This window comes from Pseudomonas sp. RA_5y_Pfl1_P24, assembly GCF_963970945.1.
GTDB classification, from domain to species: Bacteria; Pseudomonadota; Gammaproteobacteria; order Pseudomonadales; family Pseudomonadaceae; genus Aquipseudomonas; species Aquipseudomonas tritici.
In genome coordinates, this window is sequence record NZ_CAXAOJ010000005.1 from 117,830 (window position 1) to 133,578 (window position 15,749).

The following is a 15,749-nucleotide window of genomic DNA, read 5'->3' on the forward strand; positions in this document are numbered from 1 at the left end:
GCGATGCATCCCAATGATGATGACCGCACCCAGTTCATGCCGCGCCCCGGTGGCCGCGCGCCGGAACCTGTGCGTGCTGAGCCCTCGCCGCTGGCGATGCCGGCCGCGCCGATGCTCACTGGCAAGAGCCAGGGCCTCAACCCGCTGGAAAGTGCCGCCGGCCCGTTGCTCGCCTTGCTGACGCGCCTGCGCAACACCATCGCCCACCCGGCGCCGGCCAGCCTGCGCGCGCAGTTGCTGGCCTACCTGCGCCAGTTCGAAGAGCGCGCAGAAGCGGCCGGCATCGCCCGCAATGAAGTGCTGTTGGCGCGTTACGCGCTGTGCACCGCCCTTGATGAAGCGGTGTTGAGCACGCCTTGGGGCAGCACCAGTGATTGGGGCAAGCAAAGCCTGTTGATCACCGTGCATAACGAAGCCTGGGGCGGGGAAAAAGTCTTCCAGTTGCTTGATCACTGCCTGCAAAGCCCGCGGGAACGCCTGTATCTGCTGGAGCTTTTATACCTGTGCATGTGCCTGGGTTTCGAAGGCCGCTACCGCGTGATGAACGACGGTCGCAGCCATTTGGAAACCCTGCGCGAACGCACGGCCGCCGCTATCCGCAGCGCGCGTGGCGAACATGAGCGCGAGCTGTCGCCGCACTGGCGCGGCGTGACCGTGGCGCGGGATCGCCTGGCGCAATTCATGCCGCCGTGGATCGCCGTGGCCATCGGCGTCGCGCTGTTGCTGGCGTTGCTGTTTGGCCTGCGCCTCAAGCTCGCTTCGGATGCCGAGCCGGTGTTCAAGAATATCCATGCACTGGGCGAAATTCCGGTGCAGGCCATCGACCGTCCGGTGGCACAGCCGAAGGTGATCGAACGCCCGCGCCTGGCTGGCTTCCTGGTGGAGGACATCAAGGCCGGCCGCGTTGCCGTTGAAGATGCCGTCGACCGTTCTGTGGTGACCATCCGTGGCGATGAACTGTTTGCGTCCGCCAGCTCGAGCATCGTGGATGACTACCAGCCGCTGATGCTGCGCATCGCCGACGCCATCCGCAAGGTCAAGGGCCAGGTGCGCGTCACCGGGCACAGCGACAACCGCCCGATTGCCACGCTGCGCTTTCCGTCCAACTGGGCGTTGTCCGAGGCACGGGCCAAGTCAGTGCTGGAGATCCTCGCGGCCAAGACCGGCCAGTCGGATCGCTTCAGCGCCGAAGGCCGAAGCGACACCGAGCCGGTAGCCACCAACGCTACAGCCGAAGGCCGCGCCCGTAATCGTCGGGTTGAAATCACCGTATTGGCGGAGGGCGTCGAGTGAAGGCGTTTTTCAGTTTCATGATTCGCTGGGTGATCCCCGTGCTGGGCCTGATCGCCCTGAGTTTGATCATCTGGTTTGTCGGGCCGTTGCTCGACGTGCTGGTGCCGGAAGGGCGCCGTTGGGCGCTGATCATCCTGGTGTTTGCGGTGTGGATCGCCTACCGCATGTTCCGCATCATCCAGGCCCGCCGCCAGGCCGCCGAAGTGATGCGCAGCCTGGCCGCCGAAACCCCGGCCGACCCCAACAGCGTCGCCACGGCCGAAGAACTCACTACCTTGCGCCAGCGCATGGACGAAGCGCTGACGCTGCTGAAAAAGGCCAAGCTCGGTGGCGATGAGCGTCGCAATCTTTACGAGCTGCCGTGGTACGTGATCATCGGCCCACCGGGGTCGGGCAAGACCACCGCGCTGGTCAATTCCGGGCTGCATTTCCCATTGGCCGCGCAGTTGGGCGCCGGTGCCGTGCGTGGCGTGGGCGGTACGCGTAACTGCGACTGGTGGTTTACCGACCAGGCCGTGTTGCTCGACACCGCTGGGCGCTACACCACCCAGGACAGCAACTCCACGGTGGATAAAGCTGCGTGGCTGGGCTTCCTCGACCTGCTGAAAAAGCAGCGCTCGCGTCGGCCTATCGATGGCGCTTTTATCGCCATCAGCCTGTCGGACTTGCTGCTGGGCACCGATGCGGAACGTGCCGCCCACGCCGCGGCCATCCGCCTGCGTATCCAGGAGCTGTACACCCAACTGGGCGTACGGTTCCCGATCTACCTGATGCTCACCAAGCTCGACCTGGTGCCGGGCTTCATGGAGTTCTTCGACAACCTGAGCAAGGAAGACCGCGCCCAGGTGTGGGGCATGACCTTTGCACTGGACGATGGCAAGAACAGTGACAGCCCGCTGGCGCACCTGCAGAGCGAATTCGCCGGCCTGGAACAGCGCCTCAACGAACGCCTGGTCGAACGCCTGCAGCAGGAACGTGACCCGGCGCGGCGCGACCTGATCTACGGTTTCCCGCAGCAGTTCGGCGCGTTGAAGGATTGCCTGCAGAGCTTCCTCGAAGGCGTGTTCAAGCCCAATGCCTTTGAAGAACGCGTGTTGCTGCGCGGTGTGTATTTCACCAGTGGTACCCAGGAAGGCAGCCCGATTGATCGCTTGATCGGCGCGATGGCCCAGAGCATGAACCTGGACCGTCAGCACCTGGCACGCCAGAGCGGCACCGGGCGCAGTTACTTCATCGAAAAGCTCTTCACCGCCGTGGCGTTTGCCGAGCGTGGCCTGGTGGGGGTGAACCCCAAGGTCGAGCGGCGGCGCAAGTGGATTGCCCGTGGTGTCCTCGCCGCCACGGTTGCGTTGGTAGTGGTGGTCAGCAGCCTGTGGTGGGTGAGTTATCGCGCCAACCAGGCTTATATCGCCCAGGTTGACCAAAAGGTCGCGCCGCTGGGCCAGACCGTCCAGAACCTGAGCCCGGCGCAGCGCGAAGTGCTCGCCGTGCTGCCGTTGCTCAACGCCGTGAAGAACCTGGCAGGCGACTCGCCAAGCTGGTCCGAAGGGCTGGGGCTGTATCAGGGCGATATGCTCGAAGCCGAATCCGCCAGCGTCTATCGCAAGCTGTTGATCGCCGTGTTTGCACCACGCTTGGTGACGCGTATTGAAGAACAACTGCACGGTGGCGGTAGTTCCGACTTCCTCTACGAAGGCCTTAAGGCCTATTTGATGCTCGCCGACACTGAGCATTACGACCCGGACTTCATCAAAGCCTGGATCGCTCTTGACTGGGACCGCAACCTGCCGCGCGACCTGCCGGCCGATCAGCGCCAGGCCTTGGCCGGGCACCTGCAGGCGTTGTTCGAGCGCCATCCGCCGAGTGCGCGCCTTGACCCACGCTTGATTGATGACCTGCGCCGCCAGTTGCAACAACTGCCGGTGGCCCAGCGCGTCTACGACCGGGTCAAGCGCCAGAAACTGCCCGAAGGCATTCCGGATTTTCGTATCAACGAAGCCGCCGGCCGTGACGCGGCGCTGGTGTTCAGCCGTAAAAGCGGCAAGCCGTTGGGCGAACCGCTGAGTGGGTTCTTTACCGCCAAAGGCTATCGCCAGGCGTTCCTTCTGAGCAGCCTGAACCAGACCGGCACCCTCGCCGAAGAGCAATGGGTGCTGGGCCATGAGCAGGCCGACCAGCAGAACGTAGTGAGCCTCGCCGCTGACGTGCGTCGCCTGTATTTCCAGGACTACCAGCGCCAGTGGGATGCCTTGCTGGCGGACATCGACTTTGTGCCGATCACCAGCGTGGCCCAGGCGGCCGACGTATTGCGGGTGATATCCGGCCCGACCTCGCCGCTGAAAAAACTGCTGGTGGCGGTCGCCAAGGAAACCGACCTGCAAGCCGAAGAACGCCAGTTGGCCGCCAAAGGCGTGCCAGTGGAAGGCGGTGTCGACAAGCTCAAGGAGCGCCTGGGTAGCCTGCTCGGCCAGGAACAACCGACCACCCATGCGCCCGCCGCTACGGATGATCCAGTGACCGCGCACTTTGCCGAACTCAACAGCATCGTCAGCAAGAGTGAAGGCGAACCGGCGGCCATCGACGGCCTGCTCACGGACATGAACGCGCTGTATGTGCAGGTCAGCGCTATGGTCGGCGCCAGCGGCGATGCGTTGCTGGGCGAGGCGAAGAACCAGGCGGCGGCGGCGGCCACGCGGGTCAGCCTGAATGCCGAGCGCCAGCCGCCGCTGGTGCAGGGCATGGTCAAGTCGGTGGTCAATTCCACCACCAACAGCATGATGGGCGGGGTGCGTAACCAGCTGAACGCGGCGTGGGTCAGCGAAGTGGTCAACGTGTATCGCCAGTCCCTGGCTGGGCGTTATCCGATGTCGCCGGGCAGCGCCCGCGATGCCACCTTGGACGACTTCGGCCAATTTTTCGGCGTGGGCGGGGTGATGGATAACTACTTCCGCAAATACTTGCAGCCTTACGTCGACACCTCCACGCAAACCTGGCGCTGGCAGCCGGGCGCGGCGCAGAAACTCGGGATTGCACCGGGCGTGCTGCAAACCTTCCAACGTGCGGCGACCATTCGTGATGCGTTCTTCAGATCGGGGGGCACGCAGCCCGTTGTGCGTTTCGAACTCAAGCCCGTGTCGATGGACCCGACCATCACCCAGTTCCTGCTCGACCTCGACGGCCAGCAATTGAGCTACGACCACGGCCCAAGCCGCCCGGTTGCGATGCAATGGCCGAACCCCGGTAGCATTGGTGTGGTGCGTATTTCCATCATGCCGCCGTCGGCCAGTGGCCGCTCCGGTGTGACCCTCGATGGGCCATGGGCGTGGTTCCGTTTGCTGCAGCAATCGGACCTCACCGCCGGTAATTCGCCCGACCGTTTCAACCTGCGCCTGCGGGTCGACGGCGCGAGCATCGCCTATGAGTTGCGCGCCAACAGCGCCTTCAACCCGTTCAAGAGCCGCGTGCTCAGCGGCTTCAGCCTGCCGGAGCGGCTATGACGACGCTGGGTTTCTACGGCAAGTTGGCCAGCCGCGGCGACTTTGTCAGCCGCGCCTTGCCCCAGAGTTTTATCGGCCCGTGGGACAGCTGGCTGGCGGCAGGCTTGCTCGCCAGCCAGAGCAGCCTCGGCGGTGATTGGCTCAATGTGTACCTGGTCAGCCCGTTGTGGCGTTTTGTATTGGCGCCGGGCGTATGCGGGCCGGATGCGGCGGCGGGTGTGGTGATGCCGAGCATTGACCGGGTCGGGCGGTATTTCCCGCTGGCAGTGGTGGCGCTGCTTGATCACGACACCAATCCAGCGTCCCTCGTGGGCGGGCCGGACATCTGGTTCGAGCAGGCCGAAGAGCTGTTGCTCAGTACCCTGGATGCCGGCGCCACCTTTGAGCGTTTCAATGACGGTCTCGACACCCTGGGCTTGCCGGCGACTGAGCCGCGCGCAGTGGACAGCCGCTTCGCCGACCTGCAGCGCGTGAGCGCTACCGTGCCCCATGGGCGCATGACCGCACTCGCCGAACAGGCCTGTGAAGGCGCGAGTTTGTGGTGGGGCCGTGGTTCGCAACGGATTTCCCCTGGTTTATTGCGGTGTCAGGGCCTGCCTGCCGCTGGCGATTTTGCGCAGTTTTTGCTCGGACAAGAAGGTGTGGTGTAGATGGGCGCGACGTACAAATCCGCGAGCAAAAGCCATGTGGGCATGGTCCGCCAGGTCAACGAAGACGCCTGCCTGGACCTGCTGGAAAACCGCCTTTGGGTAGTTGCCGACGGCATGGGCGGGCATGCGGCGGGGGATTATGTCAGCAGCCTGATCATCGACAGCCTGCGCGGTGTGGCGCTGGGCCGTTCCCTAGAAGAATATTGCGCGGCCTTGCGCAATGACCTGATCCGCATCAACGCGGCCGTGCGCGAAGAAACCGCCAACCGTGGCGTGACCATGATGGGCAGCACTGTAGTGTTGCTGGCGGCGCGAGGCTTGCGCGGCGTGTGCCTGTGGGCCGGTGACAGCCGCTTGTATCGCCTGCGTGACGGCGTGCTTGAAGGCATTTCCCGCGACCACAGTTACGTGCAGGACCTGCAAGACAGCGGCTTGCTCAGCGAAGCCGATGCGCGCACGCATCCGCGCGCCAACATCGTCACCCGCGCGGTGGGCGTGGAAGCCCAGCTGGAGCTGGCAGCGGTTGACCTGCTGATTGCCCCCGGCGACAGCTACCTGCTGTGCAGCGATGGGCTGAACAAGACCGTCGAAGACCATGAAATCCGCGAAGTCCTCAGCCATGACACGCCGGATGAAATCGTGCGCAGCCTGGTGCATCTCGGGCTTAGCCGGGGCGCGCCGGACAACATCACCGCCATCGTCGTGAAGGTATCGTCATGAACATAGTCATCCCGGGTTATGACATCGAAGGCGAGATCGGCGAAGGCGCCATGGCCAGCGTGTACCTGGCGACCCAGCGTTCGCTGGAGCGCAAGGTGGCGTTGAAGGTGATGGCGGCGGCGCTGGCCGCCGACCCGAGCTTTTGCGAGCGTTTCCTGCGCGAGGGCAAGACCCTGGCGCGCTTGTCGCACCCGCACACGGTGACCATCCATGACATCGGCAATGTCGGTGAGCTGTATTACATGGCGATGGAATACCTGCCCAATGGCACGCTCAAGGAGCGCATTGCCGCAGGCCTGACGCCGGAGCAGGGCGTGACGCTGATCCGCCAGATCGCTTCGGCGCTGGGCTATGCCCACGCTCAAGGCCTGGTGCACCGCGATGTGAAGCCAGCGAACATTCTGTTTCGCGCCGATGGCACGGCGGTGCTGTCCGACTTCGGTATCGCCAAGTCTTTGGATGACCGCACTCAATTTACCCAGGCCGGTTTTGCCGTGGGCACGCCGAGCTATATGAGCCCGGAACAGGCGCGGGGCCAGGAGATCGACGGCCGCGCCGACCTGTATGCGCTGGGCGTGGTGCTGTATGAAATCCTCGTCGGCAAGTTGCCTTACAGCGGCACCGACGCGCTCTCTACGGCACTCGCACACCTGACAGAGCCTTTGCCGGAGTTGCCGGTGCACCATGGCCGTTATCAGGGTGTGCTGCGCAAGCTGTTGGCTAAGGACCCGGCGGAACGCTTCCCGGATGCGGACGCGCTGTTGCTGGCGCTGGACGAACTGCCGGCGGATTCACCGGAAGCCACGCTGGTGCGGCCGCTGCCGATCCCGCTGAGCTTTGATCTGGCGGGCATGACCCCGGTCACCATCGATATTCCGACCGATAAACCACAGCCGCAACCCGTGGTACGCCAACCTGTGGTGACCCCGACGCAACACAAGGCCGTGGCCGAGCAACACCGTGGGCCGGTGTTGGCCCTGGCCGCTGTTGCAGTAGCGGTTGCATTGGCCATTGGTGGCGCCAGTTATTGGTGGTTGAGCGGCAGCGATGAGCCGGCCAAGCCGCCTGCTGCGGTGGTGCCCAAGGTGACGCAACCGCCACCTCCAGTCGCTGAAGTGGATGGCGGTCAGCGCCCGCTGCTGATGGCGGGTAAGAAGACCCTGTTCCAGCGCGTGCTCAGCAAGCCCGGTGCGAAGCTTTCGGCGCACGCAGGCAGCGCGCCAGGAAAGGCGCTGCCGGCGTTCTCCGTACTCTACGTTTACCAGCGCAAAGACATCGACGGCAGCCCGTGGGTACGCGTCGGCGCGGCCACCGATGGGCGTAGCGATGGATGGTTGCCGGCCGCGCAGGTCAGCGACTGGAAGCAGAGCCTGGTGCTGAAATTTACCGAGCGCTCGGGCCGGGCACCGGTGATGTTCCTGCGTCAATCCAGTGAAGTCGAAAAGCTCTTGGCTGACCCGGCCGCCGCCAAAGGCGTGCTGGCCAAGGCGCAGAAAAACAGCGAAGACAATAGCCAAGTCCTTGCGCTGGAACCGACTGCCAGCGCCGTGCCGCAGAACCAGTTCTACCTGTTGCCGATCTTCGACTCCAAAGAGAGCTTTGACGAAAACGGCCAGCTGGTGCAGTTGCTCAATGTGGCCTCCATCGACCCAGGCACCAGCGCGGTTAAACCGGCCACGCCTGTGATCAAGGCGAATGCCGACGCCTTCCGCACGGCCGTTGTATTGGTGGTCGACACCACCGTGTCGATGCAGCCCTATATCGACCAGATCCGCGATGTGGTGCACGAACTGCAAACCCGCATCGGCGAGCGCGGCGAGTTGGACAGTGTCAGTTTTGGCATGGTGGGTTTTCGCAGCAGCATCAAGAAAACCCCTGGCCTGGAATACGTCGCCAAGACGCTGATCAGCCTCGACCAGGGGCGCGACCCGCAACGCTTCCTCGACATGGCGCGCCAGGTCAAGGCTTCCACCGTGTCCAGCCATTCCTTCAACGAAGACGCGTTCGCCGGGGTGATGCAGGCGGTGGACGGCATGGATTGGTCCGGTTACGGCGGGCGCATTATCCTGCTGGTCACCGATGCTGGTGCGCTGCGCAAGAACGATCCGTTTGCCGCCACCCAGATGAACGAGGCGGAAGTGCGCCAGGCCGCGCTGGGCAAGCAGATCAAGATCTACGCCCTGCACCTGCGCACCGACGCCGGCAAGAAAACCCACGCCGGCGCCGAAAGCCAGTACCGCATCCTCACCGCCGACGCCAACCCGCAGATTGGCGACCTTTACACGCCGGTGCCGGGTGGCGACGTGCGCAAGTTGGGCGAGCGCGTCGACGAGATCGGTACGGTGTTCGCCAACCTGGTGCATCAGGTGCGCAGCAACACGCCGCAGCCGGTGCCGTTGCTGAGTTCTGCGCCAACCCTGGCAGACAAATCCGCAGCGGTCGGCTATGCCATGCACATGGACTTTCTCGGTCGTAAGACCGCAAGCCAGGCGCCGCAACTGGTCAGCGCATGGACCGCCGACCGCGACCTTACCAACCCGGCGCTGCCGGCGTTCCAGGTGTGCGTGATGCTGACCAAATTGCAGCTTAACGACCTGCAGCAGTCGCTGAAACTGATCGTCGATGCGGCGCGCAAGACCCAGACCTCACCCAAGGATTTCTTCCAGGAAATCGCCAGCGCCTCGGCTTACATGAGCCGCGACCCGCAAGCCTTGCGCAAGGGCGGCAACCTGGCCGACGGCGGCGTCCTCGGCGAATACCTCGAAGGCCTGCCGTACCGCAGCAAGTCGCTGAGCATGACCCAGGACCTGTGGTTGTCGTTGAGCGTGGCCGAGCAGGAAGACTTTATCGACGAGCTGGATTCGAAAATCCGCCTCTACGAGACCTTCCACAATGACCTGGCCAACTGGGTCCGTTTCGGTGATGCCGAACCGGGTGATGCGTTGTACCGCGTGCCGTTGTCGACGCTACCGTGATGCTTAACCTGGGCGCGGTGCACAAGAGCCGGGGCGTCGGTAGCCAGCGCTATAGCCTGGTGATTCCGGCGCTGGCGCTGCGTGCGGGCGAGCAATTGGCGATTGTCGGGCCCAGTGGCTGTGGCAAAAGCACTTTGCTGGACATGTTGGCGCTGGTGTTGGCGCCGGATCAGGCCGGGCAGTTTGAATTCAATCAGCACGATATCCGTGGGCTGTGGCGCAGCGATCAGCAATCCACGCTGGCCGCACTGCGTAGTCAGCATTTGGGCTATGTGCTGCAAACCGGCGGCCTGCTGGGTTTTCTCGATGTGCGCGGCAATATTGATTTGTCGCGGCAACTGCTGGGGTTGAAGGATGACGGCAGCGTGGTGCGTCTGGCCGAGCAGCTGGAAATCAGCGACCAGTTGGCCAAGAAACCGGCGGCGCTCTCCGTGGGCCAACGCCAGCGCGTCAGCTGTGCCCGTGCGCTGGCGCATGCACCGCAACTGGTGTTGGCGGACGAGCCGACGGCGTCCCTCGACCCCTTGAATGCCGAGCGCGTGATGCAGGCGTTGCTGGCCCAGGCTCGCGAACATCGCTCAGCGTGTGTGATTGCCACCCATGACGAACCCTTGGCGCGCGCCAGTGGCTTGCAGGTGCGGCGTATCAGTTGCCGTCGCGACACCGACGGCGGCGTCACCGCCACCCTTGGGGAGGCGTGCTGATGCGCATCGGCCTGGTGGCGTCGCTGGCCTGGCAGGATTACCGCAACGATGCGTGGCTGTCGGCCTGTTCGGTGCTGGCGCTGGTGGCGGTGATCGCGCCGTTGCTGGTGTTATTCGGCCTGAAATTTGGACTGGTTAGCAGTTTGACCGAACGTTTGCAGACCGACCCCGCCACCCGCGAAATTATTCCGTTGGGCGGTGGTCGATTCAGCAGTGCATTTATCGAGCAACTCAGTCAGCGCAGTGACGTGGCGTTTGCCGTGCCGCGTACGCGGCAGATTGCAGCGACGGCGCAAGTGGGCGAGCTGAGCCTGGAAATGCTGCCGACCGCGGCGGGTGATCCGTTGTTGGGCGGTCTGCCGTTGCCAAAGGGCCTGGATCAGATCGTGCTGAGCCACACCGCGGCTGAGAAGCTCGCGGCGCGGCCTGGCGATTGGCTGGAGACCCGCTTTGCACGGCAAGTGGCGGGACGCGTAGAAGCCCAGCGCACGCGCTTGCAGGTGTTGGCGGTATTGCCGCTGGAAGCCTTTGCCCGTGACGGTTTGTTTGTTGAATTGAGTTTGCTGGAAGCCGTTGAAGATTACCGCGATGGTCGTGCAGTGCCGACGTTGGGTTGGGCCGGTGATGAGGTGGGTGTGAGCGCACAGCGCGTGTATCCCGCGTTTCGCCTGTATGCCCGCAACCTCACCGATGTGGAGCCGCTGCGGGTGTATTTCGCGAGGCAGAATGTGTTGGTGTCGACCCAGGCACAGACCATTGCGCAAGTGCAGTCGTTAAGCCGCAACCTGTCGATCATATTCTGGGTGATCTGCGGGCTGGCGTTGGCGGGCGCGTTTGCGGCGATCTTTGCCGGAGCGTTGGCCGCCGTGGCGCGCAAGCGTCGAGAGTTATCAGTGTTGCGCCTGTTGGGGTTTTCCACGGGCGGGCTGTTGGTGTTTGTGGTGGTGCAGGCGCTGTACAGCGCAGGTTTTGCTGCTGCGCTCAGTGCCGGGTTGTATGGCCTGGCCGAGGCCGCTTTGAATCAACTATTCGTGCAGGTGCCGGGCGAATACGCCAGCCACCTGCTGGCGCGTCATTACGGCCTGGCCCTGGCTGCCGTGCTCGGCGTAAGCGCCGTGGCGGCGGTTTGTGGCGGTTGGCGAGTGGCGCGTATCCAGGCTTCTGAAGGAATCAGAGATGTATAAGTTACTGGGCGCCGCCGTGGCGCTGAGCCTGGCCTCGATGGCCTGGGCTGATGACGCGAGTGACAAACTCGACAACCCCAAGCCGTTGCCGGATGACGTGAGCCTGCCGCTACCGTGTGAAGGCAACATGGTGTTCCGCTACGCCTATGTGCTGGCTCAAGGCACCCTGGACGATCGCGAAATCAGCCTCGGCTACCCCTTTGCCGAAGGCGAGGCGGGCTATAAGCAGTCGTTTATTTCCGGTTACCGCCGCGACTTCATCAACGGCCAGTTCACCCTCAAGGATTTGCCCAAAGGGTGGAACAAAGTCATCGCGCCGTTGATGCCGAAGACTGACGCCAAGACCCCGCTCAAGCCCATGCTGTACTTCATCGGCAAGTACGAAGTGACTGCACGCCAATACGCCCAAGTGATGGCCCAGGCGCAGTCACTGGCCAGTGGCGAACCGGCGCCTGCGTGCGATGCGCCCACCGGCATGGCCGGGCGTTTGCCCAAGGTGAAGCTGTCGCGCTTTGAAGCCGAGCGCTTCTCGGCGGTGTACAGCGCCTGGCTGATGAAATACCACCGCGAGTTACTGCCGGTCAGTGGGCGCGGTTCGTCAGCGGAGGATGGCGGGCTGGGCTTTGTGCGCCTGCCCACCGAAGTGGAATGGGAATACGCCGCGCGCGGTGGCCAAGCCGTGAGCCGTCAGGACCTTGAAGGGCGCCTGTTTCCGCGCCGTGTCGAAGGCAGCGAAAGCGACGGCCCGCTCGGTAATTACGCCGTGTTCAACCAGGTCGCCGGCGGCACTGGCCAGGCCGCACGCCTGATGCCCATCGGCACCAAATTGCCTAACCCGATTGGTCTGTTCGACGTGATCGGCAATGCGGCGGAAATGGTCCAGGAATCCTTCCAGCTGGTGCATGCCGGGCGCCGTCAGGGCACCTACGGCGGCTTTGTGGTCAAGGGCGGCAACTATTTGGAAGGCGAGGGCACGTTGTTCACCGGCATGCGCCGCGAGTACCCGTTGTTTGCGGCCGACGGCACCGAGCAAAGCAACGAGACCACCGGTTTCCGCGTGGCGATTGGCGCCTTGGCGGCGCCGCGTTCGCGCTACAAGGAACTGTTCGCGCAGTGGCAAAAGGAGGGTCGCCTGGCTTCGTTGACTGACGCCATCGACGACGCCCAGGAGCCGACCAAACGCCTGGACAGTATCATCGCTGCCAGCGTCGATCCCAAGCTGCAAGCCGAGCTTGGGCTGGTCAACGAAGAGCTTAAGCGCAACGTCTCGCTGATCGCCCAGCAACGCGAAGAAGCGGCGGGCAACCTGATTCAGTCCGCCGCGTTGGTGGCCGAAACCATCAGCAACTACAACATTCGCTTGGCCAATCTGCAGAAGAGTCGCCAGCAGGCTACCGACAACAAAGACGAGGCCAGCGCGCAGCTGTTTGACATGGCGATTGCCAACGGCCGCAGCGCGCTGGATGGCGCAGTGGCGATCTACATCGACAACCTGGCCACCGGCACGCGCTATACCGATGCGGTGATCCAGGCGCAGTTTCAACGGATCAAGGAAGAGTTGGATCGCAAGCCTGTGCTCGGCAAGAGCCTGGTGACGCGCGCAACACTGTTCGTTCGTCATGTTGGCAACTACCGCAAGCAACAGCGGGCCGACCCGGCAACGATCTTGAAGGAACTGCTCGCAGCGAGCGGTCAGCGATGATCGCTGGCTGTATGGCGAGCTTGGAAGGGACTCAGGCGGCGGTGGGCCGTGCTGGGCAATTCAAACTTAAAAGAGAACACATCTATGTTTTTTTCCCGTAAGGCGGTTTCCAAACGTCACTTGCTGCTGATCGCGGCCGGCTTCAGCACAGTGCTGACCGGTTGTGCCACGTCGCCGGCCTCCAAGGTCGCGTCGAGCACCAAGGTCGAGTACTACCCGAACTGCTACGAGCCGGTGCAGCACCTGCGCGCGACTGATTCGGACATGACCAAGTCGGTCGTCACTGGCGCGGCCATCGGCGCGGCCGGCGGCGCACTGCTGGGGGCTTTCACTGGCGACAAGGAAAAGCGCGGCCGCAACGCCGCGATTGGCGCTGCGGGCGGCGCCTTGGCTGGCGGCGCGGCGGGTTACTACACCGAGCGTCAGAAGCAGATCAGCGATGACAATCAACGCATTGCTTCCTACTCCACCGACTTCAACAAAAGCGCGTCCGACATCGACCGCAGCACCGCCTATGCCAAAGCCTCGCAGCAGTGCTACCAGGGCGCATTCACCAAGCTGGTGGCCGACCGCAAGGCCAAAACCGTCAACGAGACTGAAGGCCGCAAGCGCCTGGCGGAAATCGTTTCGGGCCTGAAGGAGTCCAATGACCTGATCGTCGCGGTCAACGGCAAAGCCAGCGAAGACCTGAACAATTACACCCAGGCCTACGAGAAAGACCTGCAGCAAGTAGGCGTGCAGCGTAATGACGTAGTCACCGTGGCCCAAGCCGACGTGGCGCCGCTGGTCGTTCCGGCCAAGAAAGGCAAGAATCCGCCAAAAGTCGCGAAGAAGAAGAAATTGCCGGTCGTGCCTAAAGAAGCGGTCACCACCGAGAAGAGCATCCAGGCCGTTCAGGCCAAGCAAGCTGAAAGCAAGCAGGTCGCCAGCGCTGGCAAGGCTCAGATGGAAGGCGCCTGCCGCGATCCAAACCTGGCCGACTGGGCCCCGGTACCTTGCCCAAACGTTTAAGTAACATGCTGCTATAAGCGTCAAACGCCAGCCGATCTTCCGCTAATGCGCAAGATCGGTGGCGTTCTCTTAGCAAATCGTTAAACTGCTGCGGCCACTCAATAATTACACCGAGGCCGTGTGCATGAAATTTCGTCTTCTGCTGTGGGTGCTGGGCCTGATGATGGGCAAAGCCAGCCGCACCAATCCTGCCTTCCAGCAGCAACTGGGTGATAAAGACCTGGCTTTCCAGCTGCAGACCCTCGACGGCAAGGTTGCCCGTCACTTCATCGTCAAAGACCAGCGCATCACCAGCCGCTCAGGTGTTCACCCTGCGCCGGCGTTTGCCATTGCCTTTAAAGATGCCGCCTACGGCTTCGCCACGATGCAGGCGAAGAACAAGCAACTGGCGTTCATGACGGGGATTCAAGACAAGTCGATCCAGATCAAGGGTAACCCGGCGCTGGTGATCTGGTTCCAGGGGTTGACCAAGTATTTGGGGCGTAAGCGCAGCTCCAAGCGATGAGCCATAAGCTGCAAGCTTGAAGCTGACTACTTGAAGCTTGCAGCTGCTGTTAAGCCTGACTGAATTGCGACGCCAACTCACGCAACAACACCTCGGCATCCAGCACTTTGCCGACCACCTCTTCAGCCTTGTCCCGCGTCAGCCCCAAGCGCTCAAGCAGCGCATCCGGAATCGTCTCATCCGGCCCCGAACCAATCCCTCGGCTGCGCAACAAGCGCACGGCCAAACACACCAGGTTCGGATACTCAGCGTATTGCCCGTCATAAGTCGGGTCGTGCTGGAAGCGCAGCGCGGTGGATAACTCATCCGGCATGTCCCAGTAGCGCATCAGCCAGGCACCGATCTGCTCGCGACTGATGCCCAGCAGGTGTTGCTCTACATAGCTGTGGCACAGGTGCGGGTTGACCTCCAAGTGACGGCAGATCAGCGAGAAGTGCGGCGGGAACACGTGGGCCAGCAGCAGGTAACCGAAGTTGTGCAGCAGGCCGGCGAGGTAGGTCAGGCCGGCTTCCGGGCGCTGGGCGCGCGGCATGGCGCGGGTCAGACCCTCGATTACGGCGGCGGTGTAGATCGACTGATGCCAGTACGGCGTGGCTTGGTGCGGGTTGTCCTTGGGCAGGCTCAAGGTCTTGCCCAGAGCCAGGCCCAGCGCCAGGCTGATCACCAGGTCAAAGCCGAGCACGCGCACGATGGCGTCCTCAACGGAGCGGATCTTGCCCGGCGACGCGTAGTAGGGCGACGCGGCCCAGCTCACGACTTGCGCGGCCAGGGCCGGGTCGGTCTCCACTACGCCGGTGATGTCATCGATGGTGGCGTTGGGGTCGACACGCAGCTTGATAATCTTCTGCGCAGTGTCGGCCAGCGGTGGAATCTCGATGGTCGCTTCCAGGCGCTGCTGGATGCGGCGCGCGGTGAACGCCTGCATGGCCTGGGTGATTTCCTCACGGTCATCATTCGGGCGGTCAAGGTTGGGGCGGATGTTGCTCAGCTGCTCGCCGAAGTGGCCGGCGCTGGCCTTGGTGAGCATGGTCTTGAAGGCGTCGCTGGAGATCTCCAGCAACAGCCCAGCTTCACCCGAATGCACCAGCAGACTCGGCTCGTTGAGCAGGCTGCCTTCGTACAGGCACGGCGAGCTGGTGAGCGGCGGCAGGCCCGGCAACAGGCTCAGGTCATGTTTGCCGAGCATGCGTGCGACGCGGTCCGGCGACACGGCGATCAGGCGGCGGCCAGTGAGTTCGGTGAGGCGGTTGAGGTCGAGCAGCTGGTTCTGCGGGAACAGCACCATCAGTGCGCCCACTGCATCTTCCAGCAGCACCGCCTGGACCTTTTGCGCAGGATTCAGGCCCTGTAGATCGCTGACTTCCGTGTAGGGGATGGCGAGTTTTGCGAGCAGAGCCCGAATGACCGGCGGTGCGGTCAGTGGGGCTGTGGCGAGGGCAACTTCTGACATGGCCTGATCCAATTTCTTACATTCAACGAAGTATAACCAGCTTGATACATAGTTGGTC

The 15,749-nt window shown here is 63.2% G+C and carries 11 protein-coding genes; 10 read left to right on the forward strand and 1 reads right to left on the reverse strand.

Features of this window, described 5'->3' with window-relative positions:
* The first annotated feature begins 3 nt into the window (after positions 1–3).
* The 10 genes from AACY30_RS09530 (at position 4) to AACY30_RS09575 (ending at position 14,241) form a co-directional block, all read left to right on the forward strand.
* Positions 4–1,293 (forward strand): DotU family type VI secretion system protein, encoded by a 1,290-nt coding sequence (locus AACY30_RS09530; RefSeq protein ID WP_339428290.1) that lies wholly within the window; start codon positions 4–6, stop codon positions 1,291–1,293.
* Positions 1,290–4,790, forward strand: coding sequence for a type VI secretion system membrane subunit TssM (gene tssM, locus AACY30_RS09535; RefSeq protein ID WP_339529926.1), 3,501 nt, complete (start codon positions 1,290–1,292; stop codon positions 4,788–4,790). The genes AACY30_RS09530 and tssM overlap by 4 nt, the downstream gene beginning before the upstream one ends.
* Positions 4,787–5,440 (forward strand): type VI secretion system-associated protein TagF, encoded by a 654-nt coding sequence (gene tagF / locus AACY30_RS09540; RefSeq protein ID WP_339540218.1) that lies wholly within the window; start codon positions 4,787–4,789, stop codon positions 5,438–5,440. The genes tssM and tagF overlap by 4 nt, the downstream gene beginning before the upstream one ends.
* Positions 5,441–6,160 (forward strand): PP2C family protein-serine/threonine phosphatase, encoded by a 720-nt coding sequence (locus AACY30_RS09545; protein ID WP_339415074.1) that lies wholly within the window; start codon positions 5,441–5,443, stop codon positions 6,158–6,160.
* Positions 6,157–9,135, forward strand: a complete 2,979-nt coding sequence (locus tag AACY30_RS09550; RefSeq protein WP_339540219.1) for a serine/threonine-protein kinase — start codon at positions 6,157–6,159, stop codon at positions 9,133–9,135. The genes AACY30_RS09545 and AACY30_RS09550 overlap by 4 nt, the downstream gene beginning before the upstream one ends.
* On the forward strand, positions 9,135–9,839 hold the full coding sequence (locus AACY30_RS09555; RefSeq protein ID WP_339540296.1) for an ABC transporter ATP-binding protein: 705 nt from the start codon (positions 9,135–9,137) through the stop codon (positions 9,837–9,839). Before AACY30_RS09550 ends, AACY30_RS09555 begins: the two co-directional genes overlap by 1 nt.
* Positions 9,839–11,023: an ABC transporter permease gene (locus AACY30_RS09560; protein ID WP_339471086.1), complete on the forward strand. Its 1,185-nt coding sequence runs from the start codon at positions 9,839–9,841 to the stop codon at positions 11,021–11,023. The genes AACY30_RS09555 and AACY30_RS09560 overlap by 1 nt, the downstream gene beginning before the upstream one ends.
* Positions 11,016–12,725, forward strand: a complete 1,710-nt coding sequence (locus tag AACY30_RS09565) for a formylglycine-generating enzyme family protein (RefSeq protein ID WP_339471084.1) — start codon at positions 11,016–11,018, stop codon at positions 12,723–12,725. The genes AACY30_RS09560 and AACY30_RS09565 overlap by 8 nt, the downstream gene beginning before the upstream one ends.
* An 84-nt stretch (positions 12,726–12,809) precedes the next feature.
* The gene (tagQ, locus tag AACY30_RS09570) at positions 12,810–13,736 is read left to right on the forward strand and encodes a type VI secretion system-associated lipoprotein TagQ (RefSeq protein ID WP_339471082.1); all 927 of its coding nucleotides are present in this window, start codon (positions 12,810–12,812) and stop codon (positions 13,734–13,736) included.
* Positions 13,737–13,860: 124 nt separating this feature from the next.
* Positions 13,861–14,241: a helicase gene (locus tag AACY30_RS09575; protein WP_065948786.1), complete on the forward strand. Its 381-nt coding sequence runs from the start codon at positions 13,861–13,863 to the stop codon at positions 14,239–14,241.
* Between the two features lie 49 nt (positions 14,242–14,290).
* Here AACY30_RS09575 and AACY30_RS09580 read toward each other — a convergent pair whose 3' ends face one another.
* Complete coding sequence (locus AACY30_RS09580) at positions 14,291–15,691, reverse strand: aminoacyl-tRNA deacylase and HDOD domain-containing protein (protein ID WP_339471080.1); 1,401 nt, start codon at positions 15,689–15,691, stop codon at positions 14,291–14,293.
* Positions 15,692–15,749: the final 58 nt, after the last annotated feature.